At 70.1% G+C, this 15,000-nt stretch carries 17 protein-coding genes (1 of these 17 only partly in view); 8 read left to right on the plus strand and 9 right to left on the minus strand.

Features of this window, described 5'->3' with window-relative positions; all coding sequences use genetic code 11:
• From dnaA to recF, 5 genes are all read left to right on the plus strand, one after another.
• Positions 1-1,506, plus strand: coding sequence for a chromosomal replication initiator protein DnaA (gene dnaA / locus DA075_RS00005; RefSeq protein WP_099951448.1), 1,506 nt, complete (start codon positions 1-3; stop codon positions 1,504-1,506).
• 169 nt (positions 1,507-1,675) lie between these two features.
• Positions 1,676-2,797: a DNA polymerase III subunit beta gene (gene dnaN, locus DA075_RS00010; protein WP_093570941.1), complete on the plus strand. Its 1,122-nt coding sequence runs from the start codon at positions 1,676-1,678 to the stop codon at positions 2,795-2,797.
• Positions 2,794-3,084, plus strand: a complete 291-nt coding sequence (locus DA075_RS38065; RefSeq protein WP_099951449.1) for a ribbon-helix-helix domain-containing protein — start codon at positions 2,794-2,796, stop codon at positions 3,082-3,084. Before dnaN ends, DA075_RS38065 begins: the two co-directional genes overlap by 4 nt.
• Positions 3,081-3,377, plus strand: a complete 297-nt coding sequence (locus DA075_RS00020; RefSeq protein WP_164712174.1) for a type II toxin-antitoxin system RelE/ParE family toxin — start codon at positions 3,081-3,083, stop codon at positions 3,375-3,377. Before DA075_RS38065 ends, DA075_RS00020 begins: the two co-directional genes overlap by 4 nt.
• Positions 3,378-3,389: 12 nt before the next feature.
• Positions 3,390-4,535: a DNA replication/repair protein RecF gene (recF, locus tag DA075_RS00025; RefSeq protein WP_099951451.1), complete on the plus strand. Its 1,146-nt coding sequence runs from the start codon at positions 3,390-3,392 to the stop codon at positions 4,533-4,535.
• Between the two features lie 4 nt (positions 4,536-4,539).
• Here the strand turns inward: recF and DA075_RS00030 are convergent, their stop codons facing one another.
• Positions 4,540-4,941, minus strand: coding sequence for a type II toxin-antitoxin system VapC family toxin (locus DA075_RS00030; RefSeq protein ID WP_099951452.1), 402 nt, complete (start codon positions 4,939-4,941; stop codon positions 4,540-4,542).
• On the minus strand, positions 4,941-5,180 hold the full coding sequence (locus DA075_RS00035; RefSeq protein WP_099951453.1) for a type II toxin-antitoxin system VapB family antitoxin: 240 nt from the start codon (positions 5,178-5,180) through the stop codon (positions 4,941-4,943). The genes DA075_RS00030 and DA075_RS00035 overlap by 1 nt, the downstream gene beginning before the upstream one ends.
• Positions 5,181-5,266: 86 nt before the next feature.
• On the opposite strand from DA075_RS00035, the gene recQ reads away from it, so the two are divergent.
• Together recQ and DA075_RS00045 are read left to right on the plus strand one after the other, a co-directional pair.
• Positions 5,267-7,117, plus strand: coding sequence for a DNA helicase RecQ (recQ, locus tag DA075_RS00040; RefSeq protein ID WP_099951454.1), 1,851 nt, complete (start codon positions 5,267-5,269; stop codon positions 7,115-7,117).
• A 229-nt stretch (positions 7,118-7,346) separates the two neighbouring features.
• Positions 7,347-8,564, plus strand: coding sequence for a CoA transferase (locus tag DA075_RS00045; RefSeq protein ID WP_099951455.1), 1,218 nt, complete (start codon positions 7,347-7,349; stop codon positions 8,562-8,564).
• A gap of 222 nt (positions 8,565-8,786) precedes the next feature.
• On the opposite strand, the gene DA075_RS00050 is transcribed toward DA075_RS00045, so the two are convergent.
• From DA075_RS00050 to DA075_RS00080, 7 genes are all read right to left on the minus strand, one after another.
• Entirely contained in the window at positions 8,787-9,104 is a 318-nt protein-coding gene (locus DA075_RS00050) for a hypothetical protein (protein WP_232387100.1), read from the minus strand.
• Positions 9,101-9,871 carry an RlmE family RNA methyltransferase gene (locus tag DA075_RS00055; protein ID WP_099951457.1) on the minus strand — a complete coding sequence of 257 codons (771 nt, stop codon included), beginning with the start codon at positions 9,869-9,871 and terminating at the stop codon, positions 9,101-9,103. Before DA075_RS00055 ends, DA075_RS00050 begins: the two co-directional genes overlap by 4 nt.
• Positions 9,872-10,122: 251 nt before the next feature.
• Entirely contained in the window at positions 10,123-11,232 is a 1,110-nt protein-coding gene (locus DA075_RS00060; RefSeq protein ID WP_099951458.1) for a Ppx/GppA phosphatase family protein, read from the minus strand.
• Between the two features lie 160 nt (positions 11,233-11,392).
• Positions 11,393-12,238, minus strand: a complete 846-nt coding sequence (locus tag DA075_RS00065; RefSeq protein WP_099951459.1) for an ABC transporter ATP-binding protein — start codon at positions 12,236-12,238, stop codon at positions 11,393-11,395.
• A gap of 4 nt (positions 12,239-12,242) precedes the next feature.
• Entirely contained in the window at positions 12,243-13,055 is an 813-nt protein-coding gene (locus tag DA075_RS00070) for an ABC transporter permease (protein WP_099951460.1), read from the minus strand.
• A 9-nt stretch (positions 13,056-13,064) separates the two neighbouring features.
• Complete coding sequence (locus DA075_RS00075) at positions 13,065-14,069, minus strand: ABC transporter substrate-binding protein (protein WP_099951461.1); 1,005 nt, start codon at positions 14,067-14,069, stop codon at positions 13,065-13,067.
• A gap of 147 nt (positions 14,070-14,216) precedes the next feature.
• Positions 14,217-14,696 carry a response regulator gene (locus tag DA075_RS00080; RefSeq protein WP_099951462.1) on the minus strand — a complete coding sequence of 160 codons (480 nt, stop codon included), beginning with the start codon at positions 14,694-14,696 and terminating at the stop codon, positions 14,217-14,219.
• Positions 14,697-14,845: 149 nt separating this feature from the next.
• Between DA075_RS00080 and DA075_RS00085 the strand changes: the two genes are divergently transcribed.
• Positions 14,846-15,000, plus strand: partial view of an alanyl-tRNA editing protein gene (locus tag DA075_RS00085; protein ID WP_099951463.1) — the 5' portion only. It continues 556 nt past the right edge of the window; the window shows 155 of its 711 coding nt (coding positions 1-155); it begins with the start codon at positions 14,846-14,848; its stop codon lies off the right edge, out of view.

Raw genomic sequence — 15,000 nt, forward strand, 5'->3', positions numbered from 1 at the left:
ATGCGTGTGGACGGCAGCTTGGCGGAAGGGGTCGGCTCCGGCCGTGGCGGCAACGGCGACGACGGCCGCGGCGAGATCGCAGGAGCCGAGATCGCGGGCGCCTGGCAACGGGTGAAGCGCCGCCTGCGGGCGGAACTCGGCGAGGACGTGTTCGCGAGCTGGTTCGCCCGGCTCGAGTTGCAGGAGGTCTCCGGCGGCGTCGCCCGCCTGACGGTGCCGACCCGGTTCCTGAAGAGCTGGATCGAATCGCACTACATCGACCGGGTGCTCGCCACCTTCCGCAGCGAGGCCGACGGCATCGAGAGCCTGGAGGTCGGGGTGCGCGGCGCGATGGCGCCGGCCCGCCCCGGAGCCGCCGCGGCGGCGAAGCCTGCGCCGAGCCCGCGCCCGGTGTCGAGCCCGAGCCCGGCCGCCGAGGCGCCCGAGCCCGAGCGCACCGCCCGTGGGTCTGCGCCGGAAGGCGATCTGGGCGGCGCCCCCCTCGACGCGCGCCTGACCTTCGAGAGCTTCGTGGTCGGCCGCTCGAACGCGCTCGCGCATGCCGCCGCCGAGCGGGTCGCCCGGCACGATGGCGGGCCGGCGCTCTACAACCCGCTCTACTTCCATGCCGGCGTGGGCTTAGGGAAGACGCACCTGCTGCACGGCATCGGCCACGCGGTGAAGCATGCCGGACGTCGGGTGATCTATCTCACCGCCGACCGCTTCATGTACGGCTTCGTCAACGCGCTGAAGACCCAGAGCGCGCTGGCCTTCAAGGAGAAGCTGCGGGCGATCGACGTCCTGATCCTCGACGACGTGCAGTTCATCCAGGGCCGCTCGATCCAGGCCGAGTTCGGCCACACCCTCAACGCGCTCATCGATGCCGGGCGCCAGGTGGTGGTGGCGGCCGACCGGCCGCCGACGGAGCTCGAAGCCCTCGACGAGCGGGTGCGCTCGCGCCTCGCCGGCGGCCTGGTGGTCGAGATCGGCACGCTCGACGAGGCCCTGCGCGCCTCGATCCTGCAATCGCGGCTGGAAGCCGTGCGGGCCTCGCATCCGGCCTTCGAGGTCGGACCGGCGGTCGCCGAGTACGTCGCCAAGGCGATCACCGCCAATGGCCGCGACCTCGAAGGCGCGGTCAACCGGCTCCTGGCTCACGCCACGCTCACCGGCGCCCCCGTCACCCTCGACACCGCCGAGACGGCGATCCGCGACCTCGTGAAGAACCGCGAGCCGAAGCGGGTCAAGATCGAGGACATCCAGAAGCTGGTGGCGAGCCGCTACAACGTCTCGCGCTCCGACATCCTCTCCGAGCGCCGCACCGCCGCGGTGGTCAAGCCGCGCCAGATCGCCATGTACCTCTCCAAGGTGCTGACGCTGCGCTCCCTGCCGGAGATCGGCCGGCGCTTCGGCGGGCGCGATCACACCACGGTGCTGCACGCGGTGCGCAAGATCGAGAAGGCGATCGGCGAGGATACGGCGCTCTGCGACGAGGTCGAGCTCCTGAAGCGCATGCTCCAGGACTGATCGCCCACACGTCTTGCACAGGCGGCGGAGGGGTGCGCGACCGCGCCATCCGCCGCCGGCTTGCCTTCGGTGTGCGCCTTCGCCAAAGTTCCGCTCCCGTGCGTGCACGGGGCCACGGTTGCTTTTGCCGGCCTTGCTCGGTCGGTCGTACGAGACACGGATCACCCTGATGAAAGTCACCGTCGAGCGCGCGGCCCTCCTTCGGTCGCTCGGCCACGTGCACCGCGTCGTGGAGCGGCGCAACACGATCCCGATCCTGTCGAACGTGCTGCTGCGCTCCGGGCCGGACGGCCTCCAGCTCAAGGCCACCGACCTCGACATCGAGGTGACCGAGACGATTCCCGCCGACGTGGTCGATGGCGGCGCCATCACGGTGCCGGCCCACGTCATCTACGACATCGTCCGGAAATTGCCCGACGGCGCCCAGGTCTCGCTCGAGACCAGCGGCGAGACCGGCCAGATGCTGATCCGCTCCGGCCGCTCGCGCTTCACCCTCGGCGCCCTGCCGGAGGCCGACTTCCCCGACCTCGCCGCCGGCGAGCTGCCGCACCGCTTCGAGCTGCCGGCCGTCGACCTCAAGCGCCTCATCGACAAGACCCAGTTCGCGATCTCCACCGAGGAGACGCGCTACTACCTCAACGGCATCTTCTTCCACACCATCGAGGCCGAGGGCTCGCTCAAGCTGCGGGCCGTCGCCACCGACGGACACCGCCTCGCCCGCGTCCAGATGGAGGCGCCGGAGGGCAGCGGCGGCATGCCGGGCATCATCGTGCCGCGCAAGGCCGTGGCCGAGATCCAGAAGCTCGTCGAGGATGGCGGCGAGACCGTCGGCGTCGAGATCTCGTCGGCCAAGGTGCGGTTCAGCTTCTCGTCGGGCGTCACCCTGATCTCGAAGCTCATCGACGGCACCTTCCCGGATTACCAGCGCGTCATCCCGACCGGCAACGACAAGCGCCTGACGGTGGAGCGCGACCAGTTCGCCAAGGCGGTCGACCGCGTCTCGACCATCTCCTCCGAGCGCGGCCGGGCGGTGAAGCTCGCCATGACCGATGGGCGCCTGTCGCTCTCGGTCAACAACCCGGATTCGGGCTCGGCGACCGAGGAGCTGGACGTCGATTACGAATCCGGACCGCTCGATATCGGCTTCAATGCCCGCTACCTCCTCGACATCACGGCCCAGCTCGACGGCGACACCGCGCTCTTCCGCCTCGCCGATCCCGGCTCGCCGACGGTGATCCAGGACCGCGAAGGGGCGCCTGCGCTCTACGTGCTGATGCCGATGCGGGTGTGAGGGCGGGATTGCGCGCGGCGAGAGTCGCGCGCACATTCGTCGTCTGTCGAAATCTTCTCGATTGTCGTTCCGCGCCCCTTCTCAATGCTCTCGTTGGAACCGGCCGGTACGGTCCAGAGAGCGAGGTCGTGGAAGCGGCCCTTCGCTTGCTGAGCAGCCGGGAGGCCCGGACTGCGCGTCTCCGGCAGTCGTGGCGCGAAGGCGTGGAGGGCGGCAACTATCAGCCGGCCGAGATCGTATTCGGCGAGGTGGAAGAACGCTACAGGACCCCGGACAGCGACGCGTGAAGCGCGTCGTCATCTCCGCGCCCGCGGCCCAGAACCTCAGAGATATCGGCGACTACATTGCGACCGATAGCCCTGCTCGGGCTCGACGATTTGTCGCCGCACCGAAGGAACGCCGCCTCAGGCTCGCGCTCCACCCCTTCCGCGGCAAACCTGCTCGCGATACCGGACTCGATGTGCGTATGCTGATCGCGGGCAACGACCTGATCCTGTACCGCGTCCAGGCTGGGATCGTGATGATCGATCGGATCATCCACGGCTCACGCGATATCGCGGGCCACGACGACGACCTGTGATATGGCCCGGGCATGACCGAGCCCACCGCCTTGCGTGTCACACGCCTGATTGCCCGCGACTTCCGCAACCATGCCGACCTCGACCTCGCGGTCGGCCGTCGCTTCGTCGCGCTGGTGGGCGAGAACGGGGCCGGCAAGACCAACATCCTGGAGGCCCTGTCGCTGTTCGCCCCCGGCCGGGGCCTGCGCCGGGCGGACTTTTCCGGGATGGCGCGCGAAGGCGGGGCCGGCGGCTTCGCGGTCTCCCTGACGCTGGAGGGCCCGAGCGGCGACCACCGCATCGGCACCGCCTGGGAGCCGCCGCGGGCGCGCGACGAGCGCGGCGGCCGGCTCTGCCGCATCGACGGGGCCACCGCGCCCTCGCCCACCGCCTTCGCCGAGCAGGTGCGGGTGGTCTGGCTCACTCCCGACCTCGACGCGCTGTTCCGCGGCCCCGCCGGCGACCGCCGCCGCTTCCTCGACCGGCTGGTGCTGGCCGTCGATGCCGGCCACGGCGCGCGGGTGAGCGCGATGGAGCGGGCCTTGCGCTCGCGCAACCGCCTGCTGGAGGAACGGCCCGACGACGGCCCCTGGCTCGACGCCGTCGAGCGCGAGGTGGCCGAACTCGCCGTCGCGGTGGCGCTCGCCCGGCGGGAGACCGTGGAGCGCCTCGACAGCCTGATCCTGTCGACCCGCGACGAGGCCTCGCCCTTCCCCTGGGCCGGGGTGCGGCTGGAGGGCGACATCGACGACCTCGTGGCGGTCTGGCCGGCGGTCGACGCCGAGGACCGCTACCGCGCCACCCTGCGCCAGAACCGCTTTCGCGACCGCGCCGCCGGCCGGACTCTGGCCGGCCCGCAGGCCTCCGATCTCGTGGTGCGCCACGGCCCCAAGGACGTGCCCGCCGCCACCGCCTCGACCGGCGAGCAGAAGGCGCTGCTGATCGGCCTGGTGCTGGCCCATGCCCGCCTCGTCACCGGGATGAGCGGGCTCGCTCCCCTCGTCCTCCTCGACGAGGTCGCAGCCCATCTCGATCCCCGCCGCCGCGCCGGGCTGTTCGACGCGCTGGAAGCCTTGCCGGGCCAGGTCTGGATGACCGGGGCCGATCCGGTCCTGTTCGGCGAGCTGGGCGGGCGGGCGGACGTGGTGCAGGTAGCGGATGGCAGCGTGCGGGCTTGAACGATCAGAGCGTCGGCGGCAGCGTCGTGCGGCTGAAATCGTTGCCGACGAACAGCAGCGGCAGGCCACGGACGGCCGCGCACGCATAGGCGAAGCAGTCGCCGAGGTTGAGCCGTGCGGGATGCCCGCGCCCCTTCCCATAGCGGGCATAGGCCACGAGAGCGCCCGCCACCTCGGCCTCCGCCACGGGAACGAGCCCGATGCGGCTGATCGCCATGAATCCCCTCACCTGCCGCTCGGCATCCTCGACGGACAAGCCAGTCTCGCGGCTGATCGCCGTCACGGCCTCGAAGAGCGCGAGCGTCGAGGTGACCGGATCCGGCGCCTCGTCGATCTGGTTGGTCAGATCGGTCGCCCGGGTTTCCTTGAGCAGGATCGCGACGATAGCCGACGCGTCGACGAACATCAGGGTTCGCCGTTCAGGTCATCGAAGAAGGCCTTGTCCGCCTTCAGACCCGTGCGCGGGAACGACGCGATATAATCCTGGATCGGCTTGATGCGCTCGACGAGCGGGACGGATTCCTCGCGGCGGGCGATCTCGGCGGCCAGGGCCATGCGGACGGCTTCCGTCTTGCTCACGCCCGCCATCGTCGCCAATTTGTCAGCCAGCCGATTCACCTCCTGGCTGCGGATGTTGAGCGACATGGGACGCGATCCTGTGTAGACACCGTCGCCAATATGTCTACACGCCTCGCGCTCCGTCGCAAGGCCGCGCGGAGCGATCGAACACCATGACAGACCGCCTCGACGAGGCCCGCGCCGCCCTCAGAAAAACCTTCGGCTACGAGGATTTCCGTCCCGGCCAGGCCGAGGTGATCGGCGCCGTGCTCGACGGGCGCGACGTCTTCGCGGTGATGCCGACGGGCTCGGGCAAGTCGATGACCTACCAGCTCCCCGCCCTGGTGGAGCAGTCGCTCACCGTCGTGGTCTCGCCGCTGATCGCGCTGATGCACGATCAGGTGAAGCAGATGGAAGGTTTCGGCATCGCGGCCGGCACCCTCAATTCGACGGTGTCCGAATCGAGCGCCCGCGAGACCTGGCGCGGCATCCGCTCCGGGTCTTTGCGCCTGCTCTTCGTCTCGCCCGAGCGTCTGTTGATGGACGGGCTGATCGAGGCCTTGCAGGGGGCCGGGGTGCGCCGGCTCGCCGTCGACGAGGCGCATTGCGTCTCGCAATGGGGGCACGACTTCCGGCCCGAATACCGCGACCTCGCGCGCGCGCGCGAGGCGTTGGGCAACGTGCAGACCGTGGCGCTCACCGCCACGGCGGATGCCGCGACCCGGGCCGACATCTCCGAGCGGCTGTTTCCCCGCGGGCGCAAGCCGGAGCTGTTCGTCCACTCCTTCGACCGGCCGAACATCTGCCTGACCTTCGCGCCGAAGGAGCACCCGACGCGCCAGCTCTCCCGCTTCCTGCGCCCGCGCAAGGCCGAGAGCGGCATCATCTACTGCTCCTCGCGAAAGCGCACCGAGCAGATTGCCGAGATCCTGCAACAGGACGGCTTCAACGCCCTCGCATACCATGCCGGCCTCGACCAGAATGTCCGGATGCGCAACCAGGACACCTTCCTGCAGGAGGACGGCGTCGTGGTGGTGGCGACCATCGCCTTCGGCATGGGCATCAACAAGCCGGACGTGCGCTACGTCTGCCACGCCGACATGCCCTCGACGATCGAGAGCTACTACCAGGAGATCGGCCGCGCCGGCCGCGACGGGCTGCCGGCCGACACCCTGACCCTCTACGGCCTCGACGACATGGCGTTGCGCCGGCGCCAGATCGACGAGAAGGAGGTGCCGGACGACCGCCGCCGGGTCGAGCGCCGCAAGCTCGAGGCGATGATCGCGCTCTGCGAAGGCGCGACCTGCCGGCGGCAGTCGCTGCTCGGCTATTTCGGCGAGCAGAGCCAGCCTTGCGGCCGCTGCGACCTGTGCCGCGGCGGCGTCTCGCTCGTCGACGGCACGGTGGCGGCCCAGAAGGTGCTGTCGGCGGTGGTGCGGACCGGCCAGCGCTTCGGCGCGGCCTATATCTGCGACCTCGTCCACGGCAAGGAGAGCGAGCAGATCCGCCGCAACGGGCACACCCAGCTCAAGACCTTCGGGGTCGGCTCCGACAAGCCGGTGGCGGCCTGGCGGGCGATCCTGCGCCAGCTCTTCGCGGCCGGCGCGGTCGCGGAGAACGGCGACGGCTATGGCGGCCTGTCGCTGACCGACAAGGGCGAGGCGATCCTGTTCGGCCGCGAGCCGGTGCAGCTCCGCCCCGACCCCGAGCCGAAGGCCCCGAAGGAGCGCCGCCGCGGGGCGGCTTCCGACCGCGACGACACGCTGGGCCTGTCGGAGGCCGACGAAGCGCTGTTCCAGCATCTTCGGGGCCTGCGCGCGACGCTCGCCCGCCAGGAGGGCGTGGCCGCCTACATGATCTTCCCCGACCGCACCCTGATCGAGATGGCCCGCTCCAAGCCCGTCGACCTCTGGGCCCTGCGCTCGGTCCACGGCGTCGGCGAGCGCAAGCGCGACGCCTATGGGCAGCCCTTCGTCGAGGCGGTGGCGGAGTTTCTGGCGGATGCGGCGAAGCGGGCGGGGTGAGCGGGCCCCCATCGTCGATCCGGTCATCGAGGAAATCGCGGGTCCCTCTCCGGTGCGGCAGGCGGGTGGGACACCGAAGGTCCCGCGTGACAACGCACCCCCGTACCGGCCCCGCGCTCGGTCGGGCGACGATCCCTGGTCTTTACCCCGGCATCGGCTCTCGTAAGCTCGGGCGGCGGACGCGGTCGAAGCCGCATCGCTCGAAGCGGCAAGGCGCGGGGAGGACGGCATGGTCAAGATCTTGGAGGGGCTGCGCATCGTCGAGGGGTCGGCCTTCGTCGCGGCTCCCCTGGCCGGCATGACGCTCGCGCAGATGGGCGCGGACGTGATCCGCTTCGATCGCATCCGCGGCGGGCTCGACCATGCGCGCTGGCCGGTGACCGACCAGGGCCGCAGCCTGTTCTGGGCCGGGCTGAACAAGGGCAAGCGCAGCCTCGCGGTCGACATGGCGACGCCCCGCGGCCAGGAGGTGGTGACCCGCCTCATCTGCCAGCCCGGCGAGGGCAACGGCATCTTCCTCACCAACCTGCGCGTGCGCGGCTGGATGGATTACGACGCGCTCCGGAAGCACCGCGAGGACCTGATCATGATGTCGGTCACCGGCGACCGCCATGGGGGGCCGCAGGTGGACTACACCGTCAACCCCGCGGTGGGATTTCCCGGCGCCACCGGACCGGAGGGTTCGTCCGAGCCGGTCGGGCACGTGCTGCCGGCCTGGGACTGCATCACCGGCCAGCAGGCGGCCCTCGGCATCCTGGCGGCCGAACGCCACCGCCGGCTCACCGGCCGCGGCCAGGTGGTCGAGCTCGCGCTCAAGGACACGGCGCTGGCGATGCTGGGCAACCTCGGCATCATCGGCGAGGTGACGGTGAACGGCGTCGATCGTCCCAAGGTCGGCAATGCGCTCTTCGGCGCCTACGCCCAGGATTTCACCTGCCGCGACGGCGAGCGGGTGATCGTGGTAGCCCTGACACAGCGGCAGTGGGACAACCTGCAGGCGGCGACCGGCACCAGGGCCGAGATGGACGCGCTCGCCGCGCGGCTGGGCGCCGACCTGCGGCACGAAGGCGAACGCTACCTCCACCGGCACAGCATCACGGCGGTGCTGGCCCCTTTCTTCGCGAGCCGGCGGCTGGACGAGTTCGCGGGTGACTTCCAGGCCAGGAGCGTCACCTGGTCCCGCTATCGCTCCTTCCGTCAGGTCATCGAGGAGGATCCGGACTGCTCGACCGACAACCCGATGTTCTCTCGCGTGGAGCACCCGGGGATCGGCACGTACCTGACACCCGGCAACCCCATCGCCTTCTCGGACGTGGAGCGCGTCCCTCCGGCGCGCGCGCCGAGCCTGGGGGAGAACACCGACGAGATCCTGGCCGAGATCGGCTACAGCAACACGGAGGTGGCACGCCTGCACGACGACGGGGTGGTGGCCGGGCCGCGCCCATGACGATCACGACCATGACGATCACGACCATGACGGCCGCGACGTCCTCTGGCTGCGGAAGGCCGTCGCGGGTGACCACGCACCGCTTGCGCCGGAGGTGACCGGGGTCCGGTCCCGATCAGCGTGATCGGGCGACGGGCTGAAGACAGTCGGGAGCCGCCGCCTTACGGAGTCAGGCCGATCGGGGGCAGAGGTCTTCTCCCGATGGGGAGAGGAGATGCGCGCTTACCTCGAAGTCGCCGGGTTGGCCCGATCGACACCGTCGGCCATTCCCTGTCGCATCCGAAAATCCCGCAGGGTCGCGCCCAGGCGCTCTCGAAGCGCCGCCTCGGATAAGGGCCCCGCGACGACGAGGCTCGCGACCACCTCCGGATGCTTGAGCCGCTGACGCGGCGTGCGGGCATGATTGGCGACCCGCAGCTGCCCGGCGGCTGCGGGCAGGCCGAAGTAAAAGCTTTCGCCGCGGGTGCCGCGGCCGACCTCGACGAACCCTTCCGCCAGGAGGAGCGCCCGGGCCCGGGCGAGCGCCGCCGCCGGCGTCACGGCCGCCAGCCCGCCTCGTCCTCCTCATCACCGTCATCGCTCTCGCGATACGGGCCATCCGTCGCTTCGGCCCCGCGATAGCCCGTCGCCAGCACGTAGAGCTCGCTCGAATCCGCCCGGCTCGCCGCCGGCTTGACGTGGCGCACGGCGGAAAAGTCGCGCTTCAGGTCGGTGAGCAGGCCGGCCTCGGTGCCGCCCTGCAGCACCTTGGCGAGATAGGTGCCGCCCGGCGCCAGGATCTCGCGGGCGAAGGCGAGGGCCGTCTCGGCGAGCCCCATGATGCGCAGGTGGTCGGTCTTCCTGTGGCCGGTGGCGTTGGCGGCCATGTCCGACATCACGACATCCGCCGGCCCGCCCAGCATCTCGGTCAGGAGACCGGGCGCGGTCGGATCGAGGAAGTCGAGGGTGACGAAGTCGACGCCCGGCATCGGCTCGATCTCGAGCAGGTCGATGCCGACCACCCGGCCCCGGGGCGAGGCTGCGCCCGGATGGCTGCCGACCTTGGCAGCGGCCACCTGAGACCAGCCGCCGGGGGCAGCGCCGAGATCGACCACCCGCTGGCCCGGCCGCAGCAGCCGGAAGCGGTCGTCGATCTCCATGAGCTTGAAGGCGGCCCGGGAGCGGTAGCCCTCGCGCTTGGCGCGGGCCACGTAGGGGTCGTTGAGCTGGCGTTCCAGCCAGATCTTGGAGGAGACCGTGCGCCCGCGCGCGGTCTTCACCCGCTGCTTCAGGTCGCCCCGGACGCCGCCGCCGCGACGATCGCTCATATGCCTTGACCTTCGATGATCGAAAAACCGTTCAAGGCAGATGACGCCCCGGGCATGCGGGCGCAAGCCCGCTTCTTGAAGACACCGGGCGCAAGCCCGCTTCTTGAAGACACCGGGCGCGAGCCCGCTTCTTGAAGACACCGGGCGCGAGCCCGATTCTTGAGCGCACCGCGCAAGCCCGGCTCTTGCACAGCTCTCTCGCGCAAGCCTGCCGCTCGAGGCCTCCCGCGCGCAAGCCCGGAGACCGGATCTCAACCCGGCCGCACGCCCCGGCGCCAGACCCCATCCTCGCGCATCATGTTCATGAGCAGGCCCTCGCGCAGGCCGCGATCGGCGATGCGCAGGCGCTCGGACGGGAAGGCGCGGCGGATCGCCTCCAGGATGGCGCAGCCGGCGAGCACCAGGTCGGCCCGGTCGCGGCCGATGCAGGGGTTCTGCGCCCGGTCCGACAGCCGCGTGGCGAGCAGGCCGTCGATGGCGTCGGTGACCTCGCGGTCGCGCATCCACAGCCCGTCGATCCGCCGCCGGTCGTAGCGCGGCAGGCGCAGATGGGTGGCGGCGAGCGTCGTCACCGTGCCGGAGGTGCCGAGCAGGTGGAAGTTCGGCGCGTGGGCCGCCGCGCCCGCGATCAGCGCGAACTTGGTCAGGCGGTCCGCGACCTCCTCGACCATGCCCTCGAAGACCGGGCGGGTCACGTCGGCCCCGCCATAGCGCTCGGCCAGGGTGACGACCCCCACGGGGAGCGAATCCCAGGCGCGGATGCGCAAGGTCGGGTCGGCGCTGCGGGCGAGCGCGGCGCTGCCGTCGAGCCAGACGATCTCGGTCGAGCCGCCGCCGATGTCGAAGATCACCACCGATTCGGCATGCCGGTCGGCGAGCGCCGCGCAGCCGGTGACCGCCAGATAGGCCTCGGTGCGCCGGTCCACCACCTCGAGGTCGAGGCCGACCTCGCGGTGCACCCGGTCGACGAAGGCCGGGCCGTTCACCGCGAGCCGGCAGGCCGCGGTGGCGATCGACTTCGCCCGCACCACCCCGCGGGACCGCATCTTGCCGAGGCAGACGGCCAGGGCGTCGACCGTGCGCTCGATCGCGTCGTCGCTCAAGCGGTCGGTGCTGCCCAAGCCTTCTCCGAGGCGCACGATGCGCGAGAAGGCGTCGATCACCCGGAACCCGTAGGGCGCCGGCTCGGCGATCAGGAGCCGGCAATTGTTGGTGCCGAGGTCGAGCGCCGCATAGGCGCGCCGCTCCGCCCGGCGTGAAACATCATCCCCCGCCGGGCGGGGCGGGGGCGCGGTCGCGCGCGCTGTCTCGGCGTACTCCGCGGCGCGCGCCGGCACGGAGACGACCGTCTCATCCCTCATCGGCTGGGCCGATATCCTTCACATCCGCGCCCTTGCGGGCCGAAAAGTCCATCACATGATGGGGAGCTTACGTGGCTCCGGGCGGAACGCAAAGCAGCGATCGTGCCGCGTCGGCCGCCATCTCGCGGCGACGATCCGGACAGAGGGCGATGAACGGCGGTCAATCGACCGCCGAGCCGTGCAGTTCGGCCTGGGTGAAGCGCTGCTGCTCCTCCATCACCAGCCCGGCGAGCTCGCGCTTCAGCGCGTTGAACTCGGCCGACGCCGTGTCGCGAGGCCGGGCGAGCGGCACGATCAGGTCGCGCTTCATCCGGCCCGGGCGATAGGTGAGCACGACGATGCGGTCGGCGAGATAGATCGCCTCCTCGATCGAGTGGGTCACGAACACGATCGTCTTGCGATACTCGGCCCAGATCCGCAGCAGCTCGTCCTGGAGCGTGCGCCGGGTCAGCGCGTCGAGGGCGCCGAACGGTTCGTCCATCAGCATCACCGGCGGGTCGAGGGCCAGGATGCGGGCGATGGCGACGCGCTGGCGCATGCCGCCGGACAATTCCTTGGGGAAGCGGCCGAGGAAGTCCGACAGGCCGAGTGTCGCGGCGATGCGGGCGACGACCGCGTCGGCCTCAGGCCGCGCCATACCCTTGATGTCGAGGCCGAAGCGGATGTTCTGCTCCACCGTCATCCAGGGAAACAGGGCGTATTCCTGAAAGACCATGCCCCGGTCGGGCCCTGGATCGACGACCGGGCGCCCGTTCATGCGGATCTCGCCCCGGCTGAGGGGCGAGAATCCCGCGATGGCGTTGAGCAGGGTGGACTTGCCACAGCCCGACGGCCCGAGCAGGCAGACGAACTGCCCGCTCGGGATCGAAACCGTGACATCCTCCAGCGCCACCACGGCGCCCTCGCCGGTGCCGAACACTTTCGAGGCGCGGTCGATCGCGATCTCGGCGGCGCCCGGCGCGGCGGCAGCGGGCTCGGGCTTGCGGAGCGTTGCGGTCGCGGTCATGAGGTCAGCGCTCCAGGCCGCGGTGCCAGCGCAGCAGATGGTCGTTGAGGCGCGACATCGCGCCGTCGATCACGAGGCCGAGGATGCCGATCGTCAGCATGCCGCCGATGATCTTGTCCGACCACATGTATTCGCGCGCCTCCAGGATCCGGTAGCCGAGCCCGTCCGAGACCGCGATCATCTCGGCGACGATCACCACGATGAAGGCGGTGCCGATGCCGATGCGCATCCCGGCGAGCACGAAGGGGCTCGCCGCCGGCAGGATCACCCGCCGGAACATCGTCCAGGAACTCGCACCGAGGTTGCGCGCCGCGCGCACGTAGATCGAATCGACCTGGCGCACCCCCGCCACCGTGTTGACGAGGACCGGGAAGAAGGTGCCGAGGGCGATCAGGAACAGGGCCGGCGGGTTGCCGAGGCCGAACCACACGATGGCGAGCGGGATATAGGCGATCGGCGGGATCGGCCGCAGGATCTGCAGCAAGGGATTGACGAGGCCGTAGAGCCGGTCGCTCGTTCCCATCAGCAGGCCGACCGGGAGCGCCAGGCCGACCCCTATCGCGAAGCCGGCTATCACCCGGCCGAGGCTCGCCACCGCGTCGTGCGGCAGCTCGCCCGAGACGAGCCAGGCGGCGTAGCTCTGCGTCTCCGGGTCATAGGGCAGGGCCGGGACGAGGCTGGCGAACCAGCGCGACGCCACCGCGCTCGGCGGCGGCAGCACCACGGCGGAGAACAGGCCGGCCCGGCTGGCGAGCTCCCACAGGATCAGGAGCCCGACCGGCAGGAGCGCGCCGCGGAAGGCGGAGAGGCGGGTCACGGCGAAGGCTCAGTTCGTCTTCGTGTTCGGCTTGGCATCGCTCTTGGCGCCGAGCTCGGCCTTCGCCTTCTCGAGCAGGTCGAGCTTGACCCACTCGGCGTCGCTCTTCGGCGGGTTGACCATCTTGCCGAGCCCGTACTTGTGCATCAGGTCGGCCGTGACCTGCATATGGCCGGCCGGCATGTCGTAGGTGTAATCCGCGTTCTCCATCGAATCGCGAAAGTCCTTGCTGCTGAGCTGGCCCTTGAAGACCTGCTCGCGTACGTACTTTTCGGCGAGATCCGGCTTCTCGATGAAGGTCTTGGTCGCCTCGACGAACAGCTTCAGCACACGGGCGGCGACCTCGGGCTTCTCGGTGTACATCTTCTCGGTCATGACGAGCGGACGATAGGGCACGCCGACCGGCGTGTCGTAGGGCTTCACGATCTCGTAGCCCCAGCCGTTGGAAATGGCTTGCGTCGATTGCGGCTCGCTCTGGCAGATCACGTCGACGTATTTCTGGGCCAGGGCCTGGTTCAGGTCGGCGTAGTTGTTGAAATAGACGAGCTGCACGTCCTTGCCCGGGCGCTCGGACCAGGTCAGGCCGTTCTTCTCCAGTTCGGCCAGCAGCATCAGGTCCTGGGTTCCGCCGCGGACCACCGCGACCTTCTTGCCCTTCACGTCGGCCAGGGTCTTGGCGCCGAGATCGGGCCGACCGAGGATGCGCACGCCGCCATTGGCGAAGCCCGCCACCACCAGGAGCTTCACGCCGTTGCCGCGGGCCGCCACCGCACCGTCGGCGCCGGACGCCGCGATGTCGATCTGGTCGACGGCCATCGCCGGATAGATGTCGGCACCCTTGGCGAACTGCTTCTCGTCGATCTTGAGATTATATTTCGCGGCGATCTCCTTCATGTAGGAGATCGCGCCGTAATGGGCGAATTTCAGGTTGCCGAGACGCACGACGTCCTGGGCGGCGGCCGGGCCGGAGATGGCCGCCAGAACGGCGGCGATTGCGGCGAGGCGCGTGAGCATGCTTCTCTCCCTGTTCCTCCGGACGGCCGAAGCGCCCGGTTTGGAACGGGATACTGGACAAAGGTCCGGCCGGCCGAAAGCCGGATTACCGTTTGAGAGATAAGACTTTAGACTCGCGGATGAAATCGCGGCGTCCCGCCGGCAGCGTCAGAGCATGCCCTTGACGGCGGCCGCGGCGGCGAGGCGCGGCTGCGGCCGCAGCAGGCTCTTGACCTGCGAGAACGGCCGCGGCCGGTTGATCACCTCGTCGAGACGGGACCACAGGGTCTTGGGCGAGAACGGCTTGGCGATGATCTCGTTGACGCCGAGATTGATCGCCCGGTCGACGACGTTCCGGCGCGGCTGGGCCAGCATCAGGATGATCGGCACGGTCGGGGCGGGCGAGGTCAAGGGGGTGCGCGCGAGTCGGATGAACTCCTCGCCCGAGAGGATCGCCAGGTCCCAGTCGAGAACGACGAGATCGGGCTTGCTCTCGGCGAGCACGCCGAGCGCCTCCGCACCGTCGGGCGCCTCGAGCAGGCGCTTGATGCCGACCCGCATCAGCATGTCGCGCACGATGCGGCGGATATAGAGGCTCTCGTCGACCACGAGGGCCGAGAGGTCCGGGAAGGTCGGGGTAGCGATCATCGCGGGTTCGGTCTCGGGACTCGCAGAGAGTCTAGGGCGCCATCTCCTGCGGCTTCGCTAACCGAGATGGTTAATGATCAGCCAACCTCGACGGCAGCGCGGCGGCGGGCCAGTGTCGCGCTCCCTGCCTCAGAGCCTGAAAGGCCCGCATGCCCACCGAACTCCTCTTCCGCGACGACGCCTATCTGCGCGAGGCCGAGGCCTGCATCGTCACGGCGGACGAAACCGGTCTCGTCCTCGACCGGACCGTCTTCTACGCGCAAGGCGGCGGCCAGCCCGGCGACCGCGGCCGTGTGGTGCGGGA

The sequence above is a fragment of the Methylobacterium currus genome (assembly GCF_003058325.1).
Taxonomy (GTDB): Bacteria; Pseudomonadota; Alphaproteobacteria; order Rhizobiales; family Beijerinckiaceae; genus Methylobacterium; species Methylobacterium currus.